Origin of the sequence: Mesorhizobium sp. CC13 (genome assembly GCF_039907765.1) — a bacterium.
Taxonomy (GTDB): Bacteria; Pseudomonadota; Alphaproteobacteria; order Rhizobiales; family Rhizobiaceae; genus Aminobacter.
On the sequence record NZ_JARDJI010000005.1, the window covers coordinates 196,207 to 211,072 of the forward strand.

Consider the following 14,866-nt stretch of genomic DNA (forward strand, 5'->3'; position numbering starts at 1 on the left):
GCCCGCCATACGTGTCGGCTCTGGGCCGAAGAATTCTCATCGCGGGCATGATCGAACCGAAGCTCTCTTCGGGATCATGTCCTGCGGCGACGCCGCGGGCAAAACCCGCGGCGCGCCTCTAGTGCTTACTCGGCCGCGTCGGGCAACCGGTGCGGCGTCTCGTCGACCTTGGTGTTCTCCAGTTCGACGTTGAGGCCCAGCGAGCGCATTTCCTTGACGAGAACGTTGAAGCTCTCCGGGATGCCGGCCTCGAAGGTGTCGTCGCCACGGACGATCGCCTCGTAGACCTTGGTGCGGCCGGCGACGTCGTCCGACTTCACCGTCAGCATCTCCTGCAGCGTGTAGGCCGCGCCGTAGGCTTCGAGCGCCCAGACCTCCATTTCGCCGAAGCGCTGACCGCCGAACTGCGCCTTACCGCCCAGCGGCTGCTGGGTGACGAGCGAGTACGGGCCGATCGAACGGGCGTGGATCTTGTCGTCGACCAGGTGGTGAAGCTTGAGCATGTAGATGTAGCCCATGGTCACCTTGCGGTCGAACGGCTCACCCGTGCGTCCGTCGTAGAGCTGCGACTGGCCCGAGGTATGCAGGCCCGCCTGGGTCAGCATCTCGTTGATGTTGGCCTCGTGCGCACCGTCGAACACCGGGGTCGCGATGGAGACGCCGCGCTTCATCTGATCGCCGAGGCGAACGATGGACTCGTCGTCGTAGTCGCGGACCGGCTCGTTGCGGTCGTTGTCGGGAATGATGCTCTCGATCGTCTGGCGCAGCGGCTTGATGTCGCCGCTCTGCTTGTACGCCTCGATGAGCTCACCGATCTTTCGGCCCATGCCGGCGCAAGCCCAGCCGAGATGGGTCTCGAGGATCTGACCGACGTTCATTCGCGACGGCACGCCCAGCGGGTTGAGCACGATGTCGGCATGCGTGCCGTCTTCGAGGAACGGCATGTCCTCGACCGGAACGATGCGCGACACGACACCCTTGTTGCCGTGACGGCCGGCCATCTTGTCGCCGGGCTGCATCTTGCGCTTCACCGCGACGAAGACCTTGACCATCTTCATGACGCCGGGCGGCATCTCGTCGCCGCGCTGCACCTTCTCGACCTTGTCCATGAAGCGCTGTTCGAGCTGCTTCTTGGAGTCGTCGTACTGGCCGCGCAGAGCTTCAAGCTCGCCCTGCATCTTCTCGTCCTCGACGGCGAACTGCCACCACTGCGAACGCGGATAGTCGTCCAGCGTCTCCTTGGCGAGCGTCGAGCCCTTCTTGAAGCCCTTCGGTCCGGCAATCGCGTCCTTGCCGATGAGCATGTCGCTCAGGCGGCTGTAGACGTTGCGGTCGAGAATGGCCTGTTCGTCGTCGCGGTCCTTGGCGAGACGCTCGATCTCCTCGCGCTCGATCGCCATGGCGCGCTCGTCCTTCTCCACGCCGTGGCGGTTGAAGACGCGCACTTCGACGACCGTACCGTAGGTTCCGGGCGGCATGCGCATGGAGGTGTCACGGACGTCGGACGCCTTTTCACCGAAGATGGCGCGCAGAAGCTTCTCTTCCGGCGTCATCGGGCTTTCGCCCTTCGGCGTGATCTTGCCGACCAGGATGTCGCCCGGCTGCACTTCCGCGCCGATGTAGACGATACCGGCTTCGTCGAGGTTCTTCAGCGCTTCTTCCGAAACGTTCGGAATGTCGCGCGTGATTTCCTCCGGCCCGAGCTTGGTGTCGCGGGCCATGACCTCGAACTCCTCGATGTGGATCGAGGTGAAGACGTCGTCGGCCACGATACGCTCGGAGAGCAGGATCGAGTCCTCGTAGTTGTAGCCGTTCCACGGCATGAACGCGACGAGCACGTTGCGGCCGAGGGCCAGATCGCCGAGATCGGTCGACGGACCATCGGCGATGATGTCGCCCTTGTTGACCCGATCGCCCATGCGCACCAGCGGACGCTGGTTGATGCAGGTGTTCTGGTTCGAGCGCTGGAACTTCATCAGGCGGTAGATGTCGACGCCGGACTTGCCCGCTTCGAGATCTTCCGTCGCACGGATGACGATACGGGTCGCGTCGACCTGGTCGACGATACCGCCGCGGCGGGCGCCGATGGCAGCGCCCGAGTCACGGGCGACGATCGGCTCCATGCCGGTGCCGACGAACGGAGCCTCGGCGCGCACCAGCGGCACGGCCTGACGCTGCATGTTCGAGCCCATCAGAGCGCGGTTGGCGTCGTCGTTTTCCAGGAACGGGATCAGCGCGGCTGCGACCGATACCATCTGCTTCGGCGAAACGTCCATCAGGTCGACGTTTTCGCGCGGCGCCATCATCACTTCGCCGGCGTTACGGCAAATGACGAATTCGTCGACGAAGTGACCGTTGGCGTCGAGTTCGGCGTTGGCCTGGGCCACGAAGTGCTTGGCTTCTTCCATGGCCGAGAGATAGACGACTTCGTTGGTCAGCTTGCCGTCCACGATCTTGCGGTACGGGCTCTCGATGAAGCCGTACTTGTTGACGCGCGCGAAGGTGGCCAGCGAGTTGATCAGACCGATGTTCGGGCCTTCCGGCGTCTCGATCGGGCAGATGCGGCCGTAATGCGTCGGGTGAACGTCGCGGACCTCGAAGCCGGCGCGCTCGCGGGTCAGACCGCCAGGTCCAAGCGCCGAGAGACGACGCTTGTGGGTGATCTCCGACAGCGGGTTGGTCTGGTCCATGAACTGCGACAGCTGCGAGGAACCGAAGAACTCGCGCACCGCGGCAGCCGCGGGCTTGGCGTTGATCAGATCCTGCGGCATGACCGTGTCGATCTCGATCGAGGACATGCGCTCCTTGATCGCGCGCTCCATGCGGAGCAGGCCGACGCGGTACTGATTTTCCATCAGCTCGCCGACCGAGCGGACGCGGCGGTTGCCGAGGTTGTCGATGTCGTCGATCTCGCCCTTGCCGTCGCGCAGCTCGACCAGCGTCCTGACCACGGCCAGGATGTCGTCCTTGCGCAGAACGCGCACGGTGTCCGCAGCGTCGAGTTCGAGACGCATGTTCATCTTGACGCGACCGACGGCCGAAAGGTCGTAACGCTCGGCGTCGAAGAACAGCGAGTTGAACATCGCCTCGGCCGTTTCGAGCGTGGGCGGCTCGCCCGGACGCATGACGCGGTAGATGTCGAACAGCGCGTCCTGACGGCTCTCGTTCTTGTCGACCGCCAGCGTGTTGCGGATGTAGCCGCCGACGTTGATGTGGTCGATGTCGAGGATGTTGATCTCCTCCTCGCCGGCCGACAGCAGCACCTTCAGCGTCTTCTCGTCGATCTCGTCGCCGGCCTCGAGATAGATCTCGCCGGTTGCGTAGTTGACGATGTCCTCGGCGAGGTAGCTGCCGAAGAGGTCATCTTCGGTCGCCTTGATGGCCTTGAGGCCCTTTTCGGCAAGCTGCTTGGCCTGACGGGCGGTGATCTTCTTGCCGGCCTCGACGACGATTTCGCCGGTGTCGGCGTCAACCAGGTCGCCAACCGCCTTCAGGCCGCGGAACCGGTCGACCGAGAACGGAATGCGCCAGTGGTCGCCCGACTTCTTGTAGGTGATCTTGTTGTAGAAGGTCGACAGAATCTCTTCGCCGTCCATGCCGAGCGCCATCAGCAGCGACGACACCGGGATCTTGCGGCGGCGGTCGATGCGGGCGTGGACGATGTCCTTCGAATCGAACTCGATGTCGAGCCAGGAGCCGCGATAGGGGATGACGCGGGCAGCAAACAGCAGCTTGCCCGACGAGTGCGACTTGCCCTTGTCGTGGTCGAAGAACACGCCCGGCGAACGGTGCATCTGGGAGACGATGACGCGCTCGGTGCCGTTGACGATGAAGGTGCCGTTCGACGTCATGAGCGGCATATCGCCCATGTAGACGTCCTGCTCCTTGATGTCCTTGATCGACTTCGAACCGGTATCCTCGTCGATATCGAACACGATCAGGCGCAGCGTCACCTTCAGCGGCGCGGCGAAGGTGAGATCGCGCTGACGGCACTCGTCGACGTCGAACTTCGGTGCCTCGAATTCATACTTCACGAACTCCAGCATCGACGCGCCGGAGAAATCGGAAATCGGGAAGACCGACTTGAAAACGGCCTGCAGCCCTTCGTCCGGACGGCCGCCCTTGGGCTCGTCCACCATCAGGAACTGGTCATAGGATGCCTTCTGAACCTCGATCAGGTTCGGCATCTCCGCAACTTCGGGGATCTTTCCGAAGAACTTGCGTACGCGTCTGCGGCCATTGAAAGTCTGGGTCTGGGCCATCGTCGCTCCTTGCTGCCTTCTTGGGGTGAGCTTCGCTACTGCTCACCTTGCATACGAGCCGCCTCGGCGGCCTATCCAAAACGGGTGAAAACCCGTTTCCTGAAAGCCGCAAACCGGCCCTCAGGAAATAGGTTTCCTCTCACCCCCCGAACACGGGAGCCGGTGGGCGGCGCGAGGCCGCCCACCGAAACCGTGCTTACTTGAGCTCGATCTTGGCGCCAGCTGCTTCCAGCTGAGCCTTGAGCTTCTCGGCGTCGGCCTTGGAGACGCCTTCCTTGACGGGCTTCGGAGCGCCTTCGACGAGGTCCTTGGCTTCCTTGAGGCCCAGACCGGTGATGGCGCGGACTTCCTTGATGACCTCGATCTTCTTGTCGCCGGCAGCAGCCAGGATGACGTCGAATTCGGTCTTCTCTTCAGCCGGAGCAGCAGCTGCCGCACCGCCGGCAGCGGCGGCGACAGCCACCGGAGCAGCAGCGGAAACGCCCCACTTCTCTTCGAGCAGCTTCGACAGCTCAGCCGCCTCGAGGACGGTCAGGGCCGACAGGTCGTCAACGATCTTTGCGAGATCAGCCATTTTACTATTCCTTCAATCAGTTCGAACGTGTGTTGATGATAGCGAGGAACGGCCTCATGCCGCCTCGTCCTTCCGGGCGTAAGCGCCAAAGACGCGGGCAAGCTGACCTGCCGGCGCGTTGACGACCTGGGCGATCCGGGTTGCCGGCGTGGAAATCATTCCAACCAGCCTTGCACGCAGCTCGTCGAGCGACGGCAGTGTGGCGAGTGCCTTAACACCGTCGGCGTCGAGCGCGGTCTTGCCCATCGAACCACCAAGAATGACAAGCTTGTCATTGGTCTTGGCGAAGTCGGACGCGACCTTCGGCGCTGCAATCGGATCCTCCGAATAGGCAACCAGCGTCTGTCCCTTGAACAGATCGATGATGCTTTCGGATTCCGTGCCCTGAAGAGCGATTTTGGCGAGACGGTTCTTCGCGACTTTGACGGTGCCGCCGGCCTGACGCATCTTCACACGAAGATCGTTCATCTGCGCGACGGTGATACCGGCATAGTGGGCCACGACGACTGAACCTGCGTTCGAGAACGCGTCATTCAGGCCCGTGACGAGTTCGCGTTTTTCCGCTCTGTCCACTGCCTATCTCCAGTTGACCGCCTCCCATTTGCGGGGCTGGCGGTCGGGTTGCCTTTTGCCGGGCGAGCAATCCAGAAGTTCCGGATCACCCGAACGGCGCTCGAGGATCCTGTCCCCTTTTCGCCCGCGACAGCTGGCAAAAGGCAAACACGGTTCGAACCTTTCATTGGAGCCGACGGCTCCGTTGTCTGGTCTTCACCCGTCTCATGCAGGCCCATTCGAATTAAGGACCAAGGGTCGCTTGGACCGCCTGCAATCTCGGACAGGATTTCGGAAGCTGTCTCCAACTTCCGACATCCGGGCCCGGAGGCCCGGAATTCTTTTCTGGATCAGGTCGTTGGCGACCGATCCAAATTCAACTTATCAGGACGCAGCGAGCGTCGTGAGGTCGAGCTTGAGGCCCGGGCCCATCGTCGAGGTGACCGACACCTTCTTGACGAACACGCCCTTGGCGCCCGAGGGCTTGGCCTTGTTGACCGCGTCGGTGAAGGCGCGGACGTTCTCTTCCAGCGCCTTGACGTCGAACGAGACCTTGCCGACGCCGGCGTGGATGATGCCGGCCTTCTCGACGCGGAACTCGACGGCGCCGCCCTTCGAAGCCTTGACCGCGGCCGCGACGTCGGTGGTCACCGTGCCGACCTTCGGGTTCGGCATCATGCCACGCGGGCCGAGCACCTTACCGAGACGGCCGACCAGCGGCATCATGTCGGGGGTGGCGATGCAGCGATCGAAGTTGATCTCGCCCTTCTGGACGATCTCGACCAGGTCCTCCGCACCGACGATGTCGGCGCCGGCTGCGCGGGCTTCGTCAGCCTTGGCATCCTTGGCGAACACGGCGACGCGCACGGTACGACCCGTGCCGTTCGGCAGGTTGACCACGCCGCGGACCATCTGGTCGGCATGGCGCGGGTCGACGCCGAGGTTCATGGCGACCTCGACGGTCTCGTCGAACTTGACGGTCGAACGAGCCTTCAGCAGCTCGAGCGCCTCGGACAGGCCGTAGGCCTTGTTCGGATCGATGCCCTCGCGGGACTTGGCAACACGCTTTGCAATCTTAGCCATGATCTCAGCCCACCACTTCCAGGCCCATCGAACGGGCGGAGCCCTCGACCATCTTGATGGCCGCTTCGACGTCGTTGGCGTTCAGGTCCTTCATCTTGGCCTGGGCGATTTCGCGAACCTTATCGCGGCTGATCTGGCCAGCCTTGACCTTGCCCGGCTCCTTCGAGCCCGACTTCAGGTTGGCGGCCTTCTTCAGGAAGTAGCTCACCGGCGGCGTCTTCATGACGAAGGTGAACGACTTGTCCTGGTAATAGGTGATCACGACCGGGATCGGCGATCCCTTCTCGAGTTCCTGGGTCTGCGCGTTGAACGCCTTGCAGAATTCCATGATGTTGATGCCGCGCTGACCAAGCGCCGGGCCGATCGGGGGCGACGGAGTCGCAGAACCCGCGGCAACCTGGAGCTTGAGCTGGCCTGCTACTTTCTTAGCCATCTCATTCCTGCCTTTGTTTCATGCCGGACCTTTCCGGCGGTTGCAGTTCGGTGGTGCGATTTGGGCGACCGGCTAAGCCGCTTCCTCTCCCACCATGCTTGCGCCAGGCATGCGCCCGACGCCGCCCGCCACCTCAGGAGGCGACGGACATTTCGATCAGCCCTTCTCGACCTGACCGAATTCGAGATCGACGGGCACAGCACGCCCGAAGATCGAAACTTCCACCTTGAGGCGGGCCCTCTCCTCGTCCACTTCCTGGACGAAGCCGTTGAACGAGGCGAACGGGCCGTCGGAAACGCGCACCTGCTCGCCGATCTCGAAGGTGACCGACGGCTTCGGACGCTCGACGCCTTCCTGAACCTGGTTCAGGATCCGCTGCGCCTCACTCTCAGTGATCGGCACAGGCTTGGAATCACCAAGGAAACCAGTCACCTTCGGCGTGTTCTTCACAAGCGAGAACACCGCGTCGGTCAGATTGGCCTTGAGCAGCACGTAGCCCGGGAAGAACTTGCGCTCGGCATCGACCTTGCGGCCGCGACGGACTTCGACGACCTTCTCGGTCGGCACCACGATCTGCTCGATCTGGTCGCTCAGGCCCTTCTGCTTGGCCTTGTGCTCGATGTCCTCGGCGACCTTCTTTTCGAAGTTCGAGTAAGCGTGGACGATATACCAGCGCGCAGTCATCTCAGAAGTTCTCCGTATTCGCGGTCTTAGCGACCCATGCCCAGGAGCTGCTCGACGGCGAACGCCATCAGCTGGTCCGCGGCAAAGAAGAAGATCATCGCTACAGCGGCGAAGCCGAGCACCATGACCGTGGAGATCATCGTCTCGCGCCGCGAGGGCCAAGTAACCTTCGCCGTTTCCGACCTCACCTGCTGCAGGAAGGTGAAGGGGTTGGTTTTCGCCATGAGCCGCTCTGCTTTCAACGTCCGTAAACCGGACTTCTGGATGATCCCGTGACCGGGAGATGTAACAGGACCGAGATTTTCGCGCCGAATCGGCGCAAACATTTCGCCCATGCATATCGGGCGCGTAAAGCCGGATTCCCAGCCCCACGCGCCGCGTGTCTGTTTCGCCTACATAGAGACGATTCTCTCTCCACGCAAGTGGCAGGAATCTCCTCTACGATTGAACGCTGCATCGGGACCATCCAGTCGTCCCGTCCCAGCTATAGAAAGTCTCTTATGCCTGAACCAGCGAATTCTGGCAAGACTGGCACGGGCAGCAGGGCTCGAACCTACGACCTGCGGTTTTGGAGACCGCCGCTCTACCAACTGAGCTATGCCCGTGCATTGCGCCGCGCATCAATTGCGCAGCACCGGCTTCCTAAGGATTTCCACGGCGTCTGTAAAGAGCGCTTTGCGGCATGTTGCGAACATTCACTGGGCAAGGCTGCGCTGCGGCGGCGGTGCGGGCCCTGCCCCTGCCCGCCCATGTGCCTTGTGTGCCCGGACGGGTACGAGTTCCACCGCCCGCCCGTCGAACGGCATCAGCCCATGCAACGGCGCCGTCACTGAATCGAGAATCATGTGGGACAGAACGGCAAGGAAGAAGACTGTTGCCGCAGCCTTCCATCGCGGCGCCGACAGCGCATGAGCGGCACGACGACGGCCGCGACCAAAGCCCAGAACAGCGGCCAGTGCGTCGGGTAGTCGCGATGGTGGACGCTGCCATTGTCGACGAACAAGAACCACGCAATGTCGAAATCGGGTGCCACGCTGCCGACCATCGCCGCCAGCATCAGGGCGCCCGCCTGCGGCAGCTTCTGCCGGGCAAGCGATCCGATGATGTAGCCTGCCGGCAGATGCGCGATCAGCATGGCGTCCCCCTTCATCCGTGGCCCATCACGCCCCGACATTGCGGCAGCGTTGGGAGCGGCGGAGCGAGGAGCGCCGTTGCGCCCCTCGAACTGTCAGGTCTTGGTCGGCGGCACATACGGGCCGCCGGGTATGCCCCAGCCCCATCGAGGCATCGGCTCATGAAGATCCGGTTCTGCACCATCCTGGGAATTCAGCTTGGCCAAGCGGGTCCCCCATTCCAGATAGGCGACAAAGGCCGAACGGAACTCGGGGTCGCCAGGCAATTTCACTTCGTCGGCAGCGTCGAGCAGCAAGGCGATCCAGCGCCGGCGCTGTGCCTCGGTCAGGTGCCTGTCGAGATGATGGCTGATCATGGCGGGATGACCGCCGTGCTTCTCGCTGTAGTCCTTCGGCCCGCCGAACACCTCACCGATGAAGGCGGCGACATGGGCAGGATGGTCGCCGGACATGTCGCGGAACACCGGTTCGAGCACCGGATCAACGAGCACCTTGTCGTAAAATACGGTCGTCAACCGGTTCAGCGCATCGGCCCCACCCGCCCATTCATACAAGCTCGGAACGTCTCTGCTCATCCGCCGCCTCCACCGATGTTCGAACCAATGGGATATGGGGGGCGTCGGTCCTGGGCACAAACAAAAAGGGCGGCCCGAAGGCCGCCCTTGATGCGCTACACGTAGCGTCGATTACTCGACGATCGAAGCGACGATGCCGGCGCCGACGGTGCGGCCGCCTTCACGGATGGCGAAGCGGAGCTTCTCTTCCATGGCGATCGGCACGATCAGTTCGACGTCGACCGTGATGTTGTCGCCCGGCATCACCATCTCGGTGCCTTCCGGCAGCGTCACGATGCCGGTCACGTCCGTCGTGCGGAAATAGAACTGCGGACGGTAGTTGGTGAAGAACGGCGTGTGACGGCCACCCTCTTCCTTGGTCAGGATGTAGGCCTCGGCCTTGAACTTCTTGTGCGGCTTCACCGAACCCGGCTTGGCCAGGACCTGGCCGCGCTCGACGCCTTCACGGTCGACGCCGCGCAGCAGCGCGCCGATGTTGTCGCCGGCCTGGCCCTGGTCGAGCAGCTTGCGGAACATCTCGACGCCCGTGCAGGTCGTCTTCGCCGTCGGACGGATGCCGACGATCTCGAGTTCCTCGCCGACCTTGACGATGCCGCGCTCGACGCGACCGGTCACCACCGTGCCGCGGCCCGAGATCGAGAACACGTCCTCGATCGGCATCAGGAACGGCTTGTCGATCGGACGCTCAGGCGTCGGGATGTAGGCGTCGACGGCGGCCATCAGCTCGCGCACCGCGTCCTCGCCGATCTTCTTGTCCGAATCGTTGAGCGCGGCAACGGCCGAACCCTTGATCATCGGGATGTCGTCGCCGGGGAACTCGTACTTCGACAAAAGCTCGCGTACCTCGAGCTCGACCAGCTCGAGCAGCTCGGCGTCGTCGACCAGGTCGACCTTGTTGAGGAACACCACCAGCGCCGGAACGCCGACCTGGCGGGCGAGCAGGATGTGCTCGCGGGTCTGCGGCATCGGGCCGTCGGCGGCCGAAACCACCAGGATCGCGCCGTCCATCTGGGCCGCACCGGTGATCATGTTCTTGACGTAGTCGGCGTGGCCGGGGCAGTCGACGTGCGCATAGTGGCGGGCTGCCGTCTCGTATTCGACGTGCGCCGTCGAGATCGTGATGCCGCGCGCCTTCTCTTCAGGTGCCGCGTCGATCTGGTCGTAGGCCTTGAACTCGCCGAAATACTTCGTGATCGCCGCCGTCAGCGACGTCTTGCCGTGGTCGACGTGACCAATCGTGCCAATGTTCACATGAGGCTTCGTACGCTCGAATTTACCTTTTGCCATTGTCTCTTTCCTTGGGCATCGGGACCTTGGTTCCGGTCGGATGCGGGGCGATTAGCGAGAATGCCCGAAAAAGACAAGCGCCTTTTGGCCTGGCGGGTCATCCAGGGGCCAAAAGCGGCGGTGCTCTTTCAGTGCAGGATGCACATATAGGGACAAGCGGATGTAATTGAAAGGCATCCCTGCCCAGGGCGGATGCCTGGAGCGGGTAGCGGGAATCGAACCCGCGTATTCAGCTTGGAAGGCTGCTGCTCTACCATTGAGCTATACCCGCGTCACAATCATGGCTCTCGGGCCGGCAGTGGTGGAGAGGGTTGGATTCGAACCAACGTAGGCAAAGCCAACGGATTTACAGTCCGTCCCCTTTAACCACTCGGGCACCTCTCCAACTGCAGCCGGAGCCATGCAACGAGGCATTTCACCGATCCCGGTTTCGGGCGAAGCACCCTGCCCCGAAATCTGCGTGGGCCTTATGGCGACAAGGATTTGGCCTGTCAACCGCGCAGCTCGCGTTTTCACGCACAATATTCGGAGCACCGGCCAACGGGCCGTATCCAAAGCCCTGCACGCCCGCTATAGCGTGCCTATGACCGATACGAAAAAGCCCGGAACACCGAAAGACAGCCACTACGCCAAGCTGCGGCGCACCTTTCGCGACCAGAAAGCAGGCGGCGCGCCGGCCTTCCGGCCGAAGCGCCACGTAGCGCCGGGCGAACATGCCGAAGACGGCCTGGTGCGGCTCTATGGGCTGCACACGGTGCGCGCGGCGCTCGACAATCCGCGCCGCAAGATCAGCAGGATGCTGGTCACGCGCAATGCCGCCGAAAGGCTCGAGATCGCCGACCTCGCGGCCCTGCCCTTCGCGGCCGAGCTGGTCGAGCCCAAGGACATCGACAAGATCACCGGCTCGGAAGCCGTGCACCAGGGCGTGCTGGTCGAGGCCGAGCCGCTGAAGCCCAAGGCGCTGTCGGCGCTCGGCGAATCGCCACTGGTGCTGGTGCTCGACCAGGTGACCGACCCGCACAATGTCGGCGCCATCATGCGCTCGGCGGTCGCCTTCGGCGCCGGCGCGCTGATCACGACGTCGCGCCACAGCCCGCACGAGACCGGCGTGCTCGCCAAGTCCGCATCCGGCGCGCTTGAACACATCGACCTGATCGAGGTGCGCAACCTCGCAGAAGCCCTCGGCGAGCTGCACGAGGCCGGGTTCCAGACCATCGGCCTCGATTCGGAAGGGCCGGCGGAGCTCGAGAAGACCTTTGCCTCGAAGAAGGTGGCGCTGGTGCTCGGCGCGGAAGGCAAGGGCCTGCGCCAGAAGACGCGCGAGACGGTTACCTCCCTCGCCCGCCTCGACATGCCCGGCGCCATCCGCTCGCTCAACGTGTCGAACGCGGCGGCGGTTTCGCTCTACGCGGCACGGCTCTGGCTGCGCTGACGCTCACGCCCCGTCCACAACAATCACCGCTCCGCGGCGAACCGACTCGTCGAGCCCTTTCCGCGCGCCTTGACCTTCCGCCCGCTGGAAGCGGTACTCTCCCGCGCCGCAAAGGAGACTTCTTCATGGCGCATCGCCCCACCATCGTTACCCTGCTTTCCGGCCTCCTCCTGGCGCTGGGCGCAGCCGCACCGGGCCTGGCCCAGAGCGCCAGCGTCGCCGATCTTGCCGGAAGCACGCATATCCACGGCCTGTCGTTCGACCGCGCCGATCCGTCGAGCGTGCTGGTCGCGACGCACCACGGGCTGATGCGGGCGGCGCCGGATGGCACCGTCACGCCGGTCTCGGACCTCCAGGACGACTTCATGGGCTTCAGCCCGCATCCGACCGATGCCACGGTGCTCTTCGCCAGCGGCCATCCACGGACCGGCGGCAATCTCGGATTCATCAAGTCGACGGATTCGGGCAAGACATGGACGCAGGTTTCGCCCGGCGCCGAGGGGCCGGTGGACTTCCACCAGCTCGCCGTCAGCCCGACGGACGCCAGCGTCTTCTACGGCTCCTATGGCAACATGCAGACGAGCCGCGACGGCGGCGCGACGTGGACGGTGACAGGAGCCGCGCCGGGCGGCCTGATCGATCTCGCCATCTCGCCCACAGATCCCGAGACGGTCTACGCCGGGACCGAAACCGGCCTGATGGTCAGCCGCGACGGCGCCAAGAGCTGGCAGGCGCTGATCTCCGACGTTCCGGTGACGACCGTTGACCTTACGACCGACGGCACGATCTACGCCTTTGCGCCGGGGCGTGGCGTGCTGCGCGCGACGGAGGCGGCTCCGAACTTCGAGACGATCGGCCAAGGTCCCGACGCCGCGGGCTACATCCTCCACCTCGCCGCCGACCACAAGAACAAGGACCGCCTCGTCGCCATCACCGGCGGAAAGGCGATCGTCGTTAGCGCCGACGCGGGTGCGAGCTGGAAGGCGCTCGGCAAGGAATGATGCGCCGCAAGCGGCAAACGCCGAACGGGCTCCTGCGGCGCCGCAGGAGCCCGTTCTTCGATAGTGATGAGAAGGCCGCGGTGTTGGGAACTTGCACCGCGGCCGTCCCTGCCTATGCCGCTTCGTTCTTGGCAGTCTCGGCCGAGCCGCCGACTTCGAAATTGGCCATGCGCTCGAGTGCGCGCACCAGGGCGGAATGATCCTCTTTAGCCCCGCCGTTCGCGGCGCAGGAATTGAAGAGTTCCTGCGTCATCGAGGTGTTGGGCAGCGAGACGCCGAGCGCCTTGGCGCCCTGCAGCGCGAGGTTGAGGTCCTTCTGGTGCAGCTCGATGCGGAAGCCGGGCGCGAAGGTGCGCTTGACCATGCGATCGCCGTGCACTTCGAGGATGCGCGAGGCAGCGAGACCGCCCATCAGCGCCTGGCGCACCTTGGCCGGATCGGCACCCGCCTTGGAAGCGAAGACCAGCGCCTCGGCCACCGCCTCGATGGTGAGCGCCACGACGATCTGGTTTGCCACCTTGGTGGTCTGGCCGACGCCGTTGGGACCGACGAGCGTGATGTTCTTGCCCATCTTCTCGAACACAGGCTTGGCGCGCTCGAAGGCCTTCTCGGTGCCGCCGACCATGATGGTGAGCGACGCCGCCTTGGCGCCGACCTCGCCGCCGGAGACCGGCGCATCGAGATACTCGCAGCCGAGCTCGTTGATCTTTCTGGCGAACTCCTTGGTCTCGATCGGCGAGATCGAGCTCATGTCGATGACGAGCTTGCCCTTGGACAGACCCGACGCGATGCTGTCTTCGCCGAACAGCACGTCCGCCACCTGCGGCGTGTCGGGAACCATGGTGATGACGATGTCCGCAACTTCGGCGAGCGGGCCATGTCCGGTCACCTTCTTCAGACCCTTGGCGACCAGCGCTTCGGGCAGCGCGCCGCGGTGGTCGCTGGCATACACTTCGTAGCCGGCATCGAGCAGATGCCCCGCCATCGGGGCGCCCATGATGCCAAGGCCGACAAATCCGATCTTTTCCATTTCCTTGTCCTTCAAATCTCGTTCAGGCCGCAGCGCTGCCCTTGCGGGCGAAGCCCGAAAACCATCCCAGCCCTTCGATCGTGCCGGCCTCGGGCTTGTATTCGGCGCCGACCCAGCCGGCGTAGCCGATGCGGTCGAGGTGCGCGTAGAGGAACGGGTAGTTGATCTCGCCGGTACCCGGCTCGTGGCGGCCGGGATTGTCGGCCAGCTGGATGTGGGCGATGCGGGAAAGATTGGCCTCGATGGTGCGGGCGAGATCCCCCTCCATGACCTGCATGTGGTAGATGTCGTACTGCAGGTAGAGATTGTCCGAGCCGACCTTTTCGATGATCGCGAGCGCCTGCTTCGTGTTGGTCAGGAAGAAGCCCGGGATGTCGCGCGTGTTGATAGGCTCGATCAGCAGGCGGATGCCGGCGGCCTTCAGTTTCTCGGCGGCGAAGCGCAGGTTCTCGACGAAGACGTTTTCGAGCGCCTCGCGATCGACGCCCTGAGGCGCGATGCCGGCAAGGCAGTTCACCTGCGTGCAGCCAAGGGCCTGTGCGTAGGCGATCGCCTTGTCGACGCCCTGGCGGAACTCGTGGATACGGTCAGGCAGCACGGCGATGCCGCGCTCGCCTGCCGCCCAGTCTCCGGGCGGCAGGTTGAACAGCGCCTGGGTCAGGCCGTTCTTCTTGAGCCGCGCGGCCACGACGTCGGGCGCGTGGTCGTAAGGGGCGATGTACTCGACCGCGGAGAAACCGGCGCTAGCCGCGGCATCGAAGCGGTCGAGGAAGTCGTGCTCGCCGAAGAGCATCGACAGGTTGGCTGAAAACTTGGGCAT

Annotated in this window: 14 protein-coding genes and 3 tRNA genes; 2 read left to right on the top strand and 15 right to left on the bottom strand. The window is 63.8% G+C overall.

The window, feature by feature from the left end; all coding sequences use genetic code 11:
• Nucleotides 1-125: 125 nt before the first annotated feature.
• The 13 genes from rpoB to PV773_RS10315 form a co-directional block, all read right to left on the bottom strand.
• Nucleotides 126-4,262: a DNA-directed RNA polymerase subunit beta gene (rpoB, locus tag PV773_RS10255; protein ID WP_347966242.1), complete on the bottom strand. Its 4,137-nt coding sequence runs from the start codon at nt 4,260-4,262 to the stop codon at nt 126-128.
• A 196-nt stretch (nt 4,263-4,458) separates the two neighbouring features.
• Nucleotides 4,459-4,836, bottom strand: coding sequence for a 50S ribosomal protein L7/L12 (gene rplL, locus PV773_RS10260; RefSeq protein WP_340041846.1), 378 nt, complete (start codon nt 4,834-4,836; stop codon nt 4,459-4,461).
• Nucleotides 4,837-4,890: 54 nt separating this feature from the next.
• Complete coding sequence (gene rplJ / locus PV773_RS10265; protein ID WP_340041848.1) at nt 4,891-5,409, bottom strand: 50S ribosomal protein L10; 519 nt, start codon at nt 5,407-5,409, stop codon at nt 4,891-4,893.
• Between the two features lie 363 nt (nt 5,410-5,772).
• The gene (gene rplA / locus PV773_RS10270) at nt 5,773-6,471 is read right to left on the bottom strand and encodes a 50S ribosomal protein L1 (protein WP_347966243.1); all 699 of its coding nucleotides are present in this window, start codon (nt 6,469-6,471) and stop codon (nt 5,773-5,775) included.
• Nucleotides 6,472-6,475: 4 nt separating this feature from the next.
• Nucleotides 6,476-6,904: a 50S ribosomal protein L11 gene (gene rplK, locus PV773_RS10275; RefSeq protein WP_347966244.1), complete on the bottom strand. Its 429-nt coding sequence runs from the start codon at nt 6,902-6,904 to the stop codon at nt 6,476-6,478.
• 156 nt (nt 6,905-7,060) lie between these two features.
• Nucleotides 7,061-7,588 carry a transcription termination/antitermination protein NusG gene (gene nusG, locus PV773_RS10280; RefSeq protein ID WP_340041855.1) on the bottom strand — a complete coding sequence of 176 codons (528 nt, stop codon included), beginning with the start codon at nt 7,586-7,588 and terminating at the stop codon, nt 7,061-7,063.
• Between the two features lie 26 nt (nt 7,589-7,614).
• Complete coding sequence (gene secE, locus PV773_RS10285) at nt 7,615-7,812, bottom strand: preprotein translocase subunit SecE (RefSeq protein WP_340041857.1); 198 nt, start codon at nt 7,810-7,812, stop codon at nt 7,615-7,617.
• A 305-nt stretch (nt 7,813-8,117) separates the two neighbouring features.
• Nucleotides 8,118-8,193, bottom strand: a tRNA-Trp gene (locus tag PV773_RS10290).
• A gap of 236 nt (nt 8,194-8,429) precedes the next feature.
• Nucleotides 8,430-8,723: a metal-dependent hydrolase gene (locus tag PV773_RS10295; RefSeq protein WP_347966245.1), complete on the bottom strand. Its 294-nt coding sequence runs from the start codon at nt 8,721-8,723 to the stop codon at nt 8,430-8,432.
• Nucleotides 8,724-8,816: 93 nt separating this feature from the next.
• Nucleotides 8,817-9,296, bottom strand: coding sequence for a group II truncated hemoglobin (locus tag PV773_RS10300; RefSeq protein WP_347966246.1), 480 nt, complete (start codon nt 9,294-9,296; stop codon nt 8,817-8,819).
• A gap of 111 nt (nt 9,297-9,407) precedes the next feature.
• Nucleotides 9,408-10,583 (bottom strand): elongation factor Tu, encoded by a 1,176-nt coding sequence (gene tuf, locus PV773_RS10305; RefSeq protein WP_347966236.1) that lies wholly within the window; start codon nt 10,581-10,583, stop codon nt 9,408-9,410.
• Nucleotides 10,584-10,780: 197 nt separating this feature from the next.
• Nucleotides 10,781-10,854, bottom strand: a tRNA-Gly gene (locus PV773_RS10310).
• A gap of 28 nt (nt 10,855-10,882) precedes the next feature.
• Nucleotides 10,883-10,967: transfer RNA gene (locus PV773_RS10315), tRNA-Tyr, on the bottom strand.
• 199 nt (nt 10,968-11,166) lie between these two features.
• Between PV773_RS10315 and rlmB the strand changes: the two genes are divergently transcribed.
• Nucleotides 11,167-12,015, top strand: coding sequence for a 23S rRNA (guanosine(2251)-2'-O)-methyltransferase RlmB (rlmB, locus tag PV773_RS10320; protein WP_347966247.1), 849 nt, complete (start codon nt 11,167-11,169; stop codon nt 12,013-12,015).
• Between the two features lie 125 nt (nt 12,016-12,140).
• Nucleotides 12,141-13,016 carry a F510_1955 family glycosylhydrolase gene (locus PV773_RS10325; protein WP_347966248.1) on the top strand — a complete coding sequence of 292 codons (876 nt, stop codon included), beginning with the start codon at nt 12,141-12,143 and terminating at the stop codon, nt 13,014-13,016.
• A 112-nt stretch (nt 13,017-13,128) separates the two neighbouring features.
• Here the strand turns inward: PV773_RS10325 and PV773_RS10330 are convergent, their stop codons facing one another.
• Together PV773_RS10330 and hyi are read right to left on the bottom strand one after the other, a co-directional pair.
• Nucleotides 13,129-14,046, bottom strand: coding sequence for a 2-hydroxy-3-oxopropionate reductase (locus PV773_RS10330; RefSeq protein WP_347966249.1), 918 nt, complete (start codon nt 14,044-14,046; stop codon nt 13,129-13,131).
• Nucleotides 14,047-14,068: 22 nt separating this feature from the next.
• Nucleotides 14,069-14,866 carry a hydroxypyruvate isomerase gene (gene hyi / locus PV773_RS10335; protein WP_347966250.1) on the bottom strand — a complete coding sequence of 266 codons (798 nt, stop codon included), beginning with the start codon at nt 14,864-14,866 and terminating at the stop codon, nt 14,069-14,071.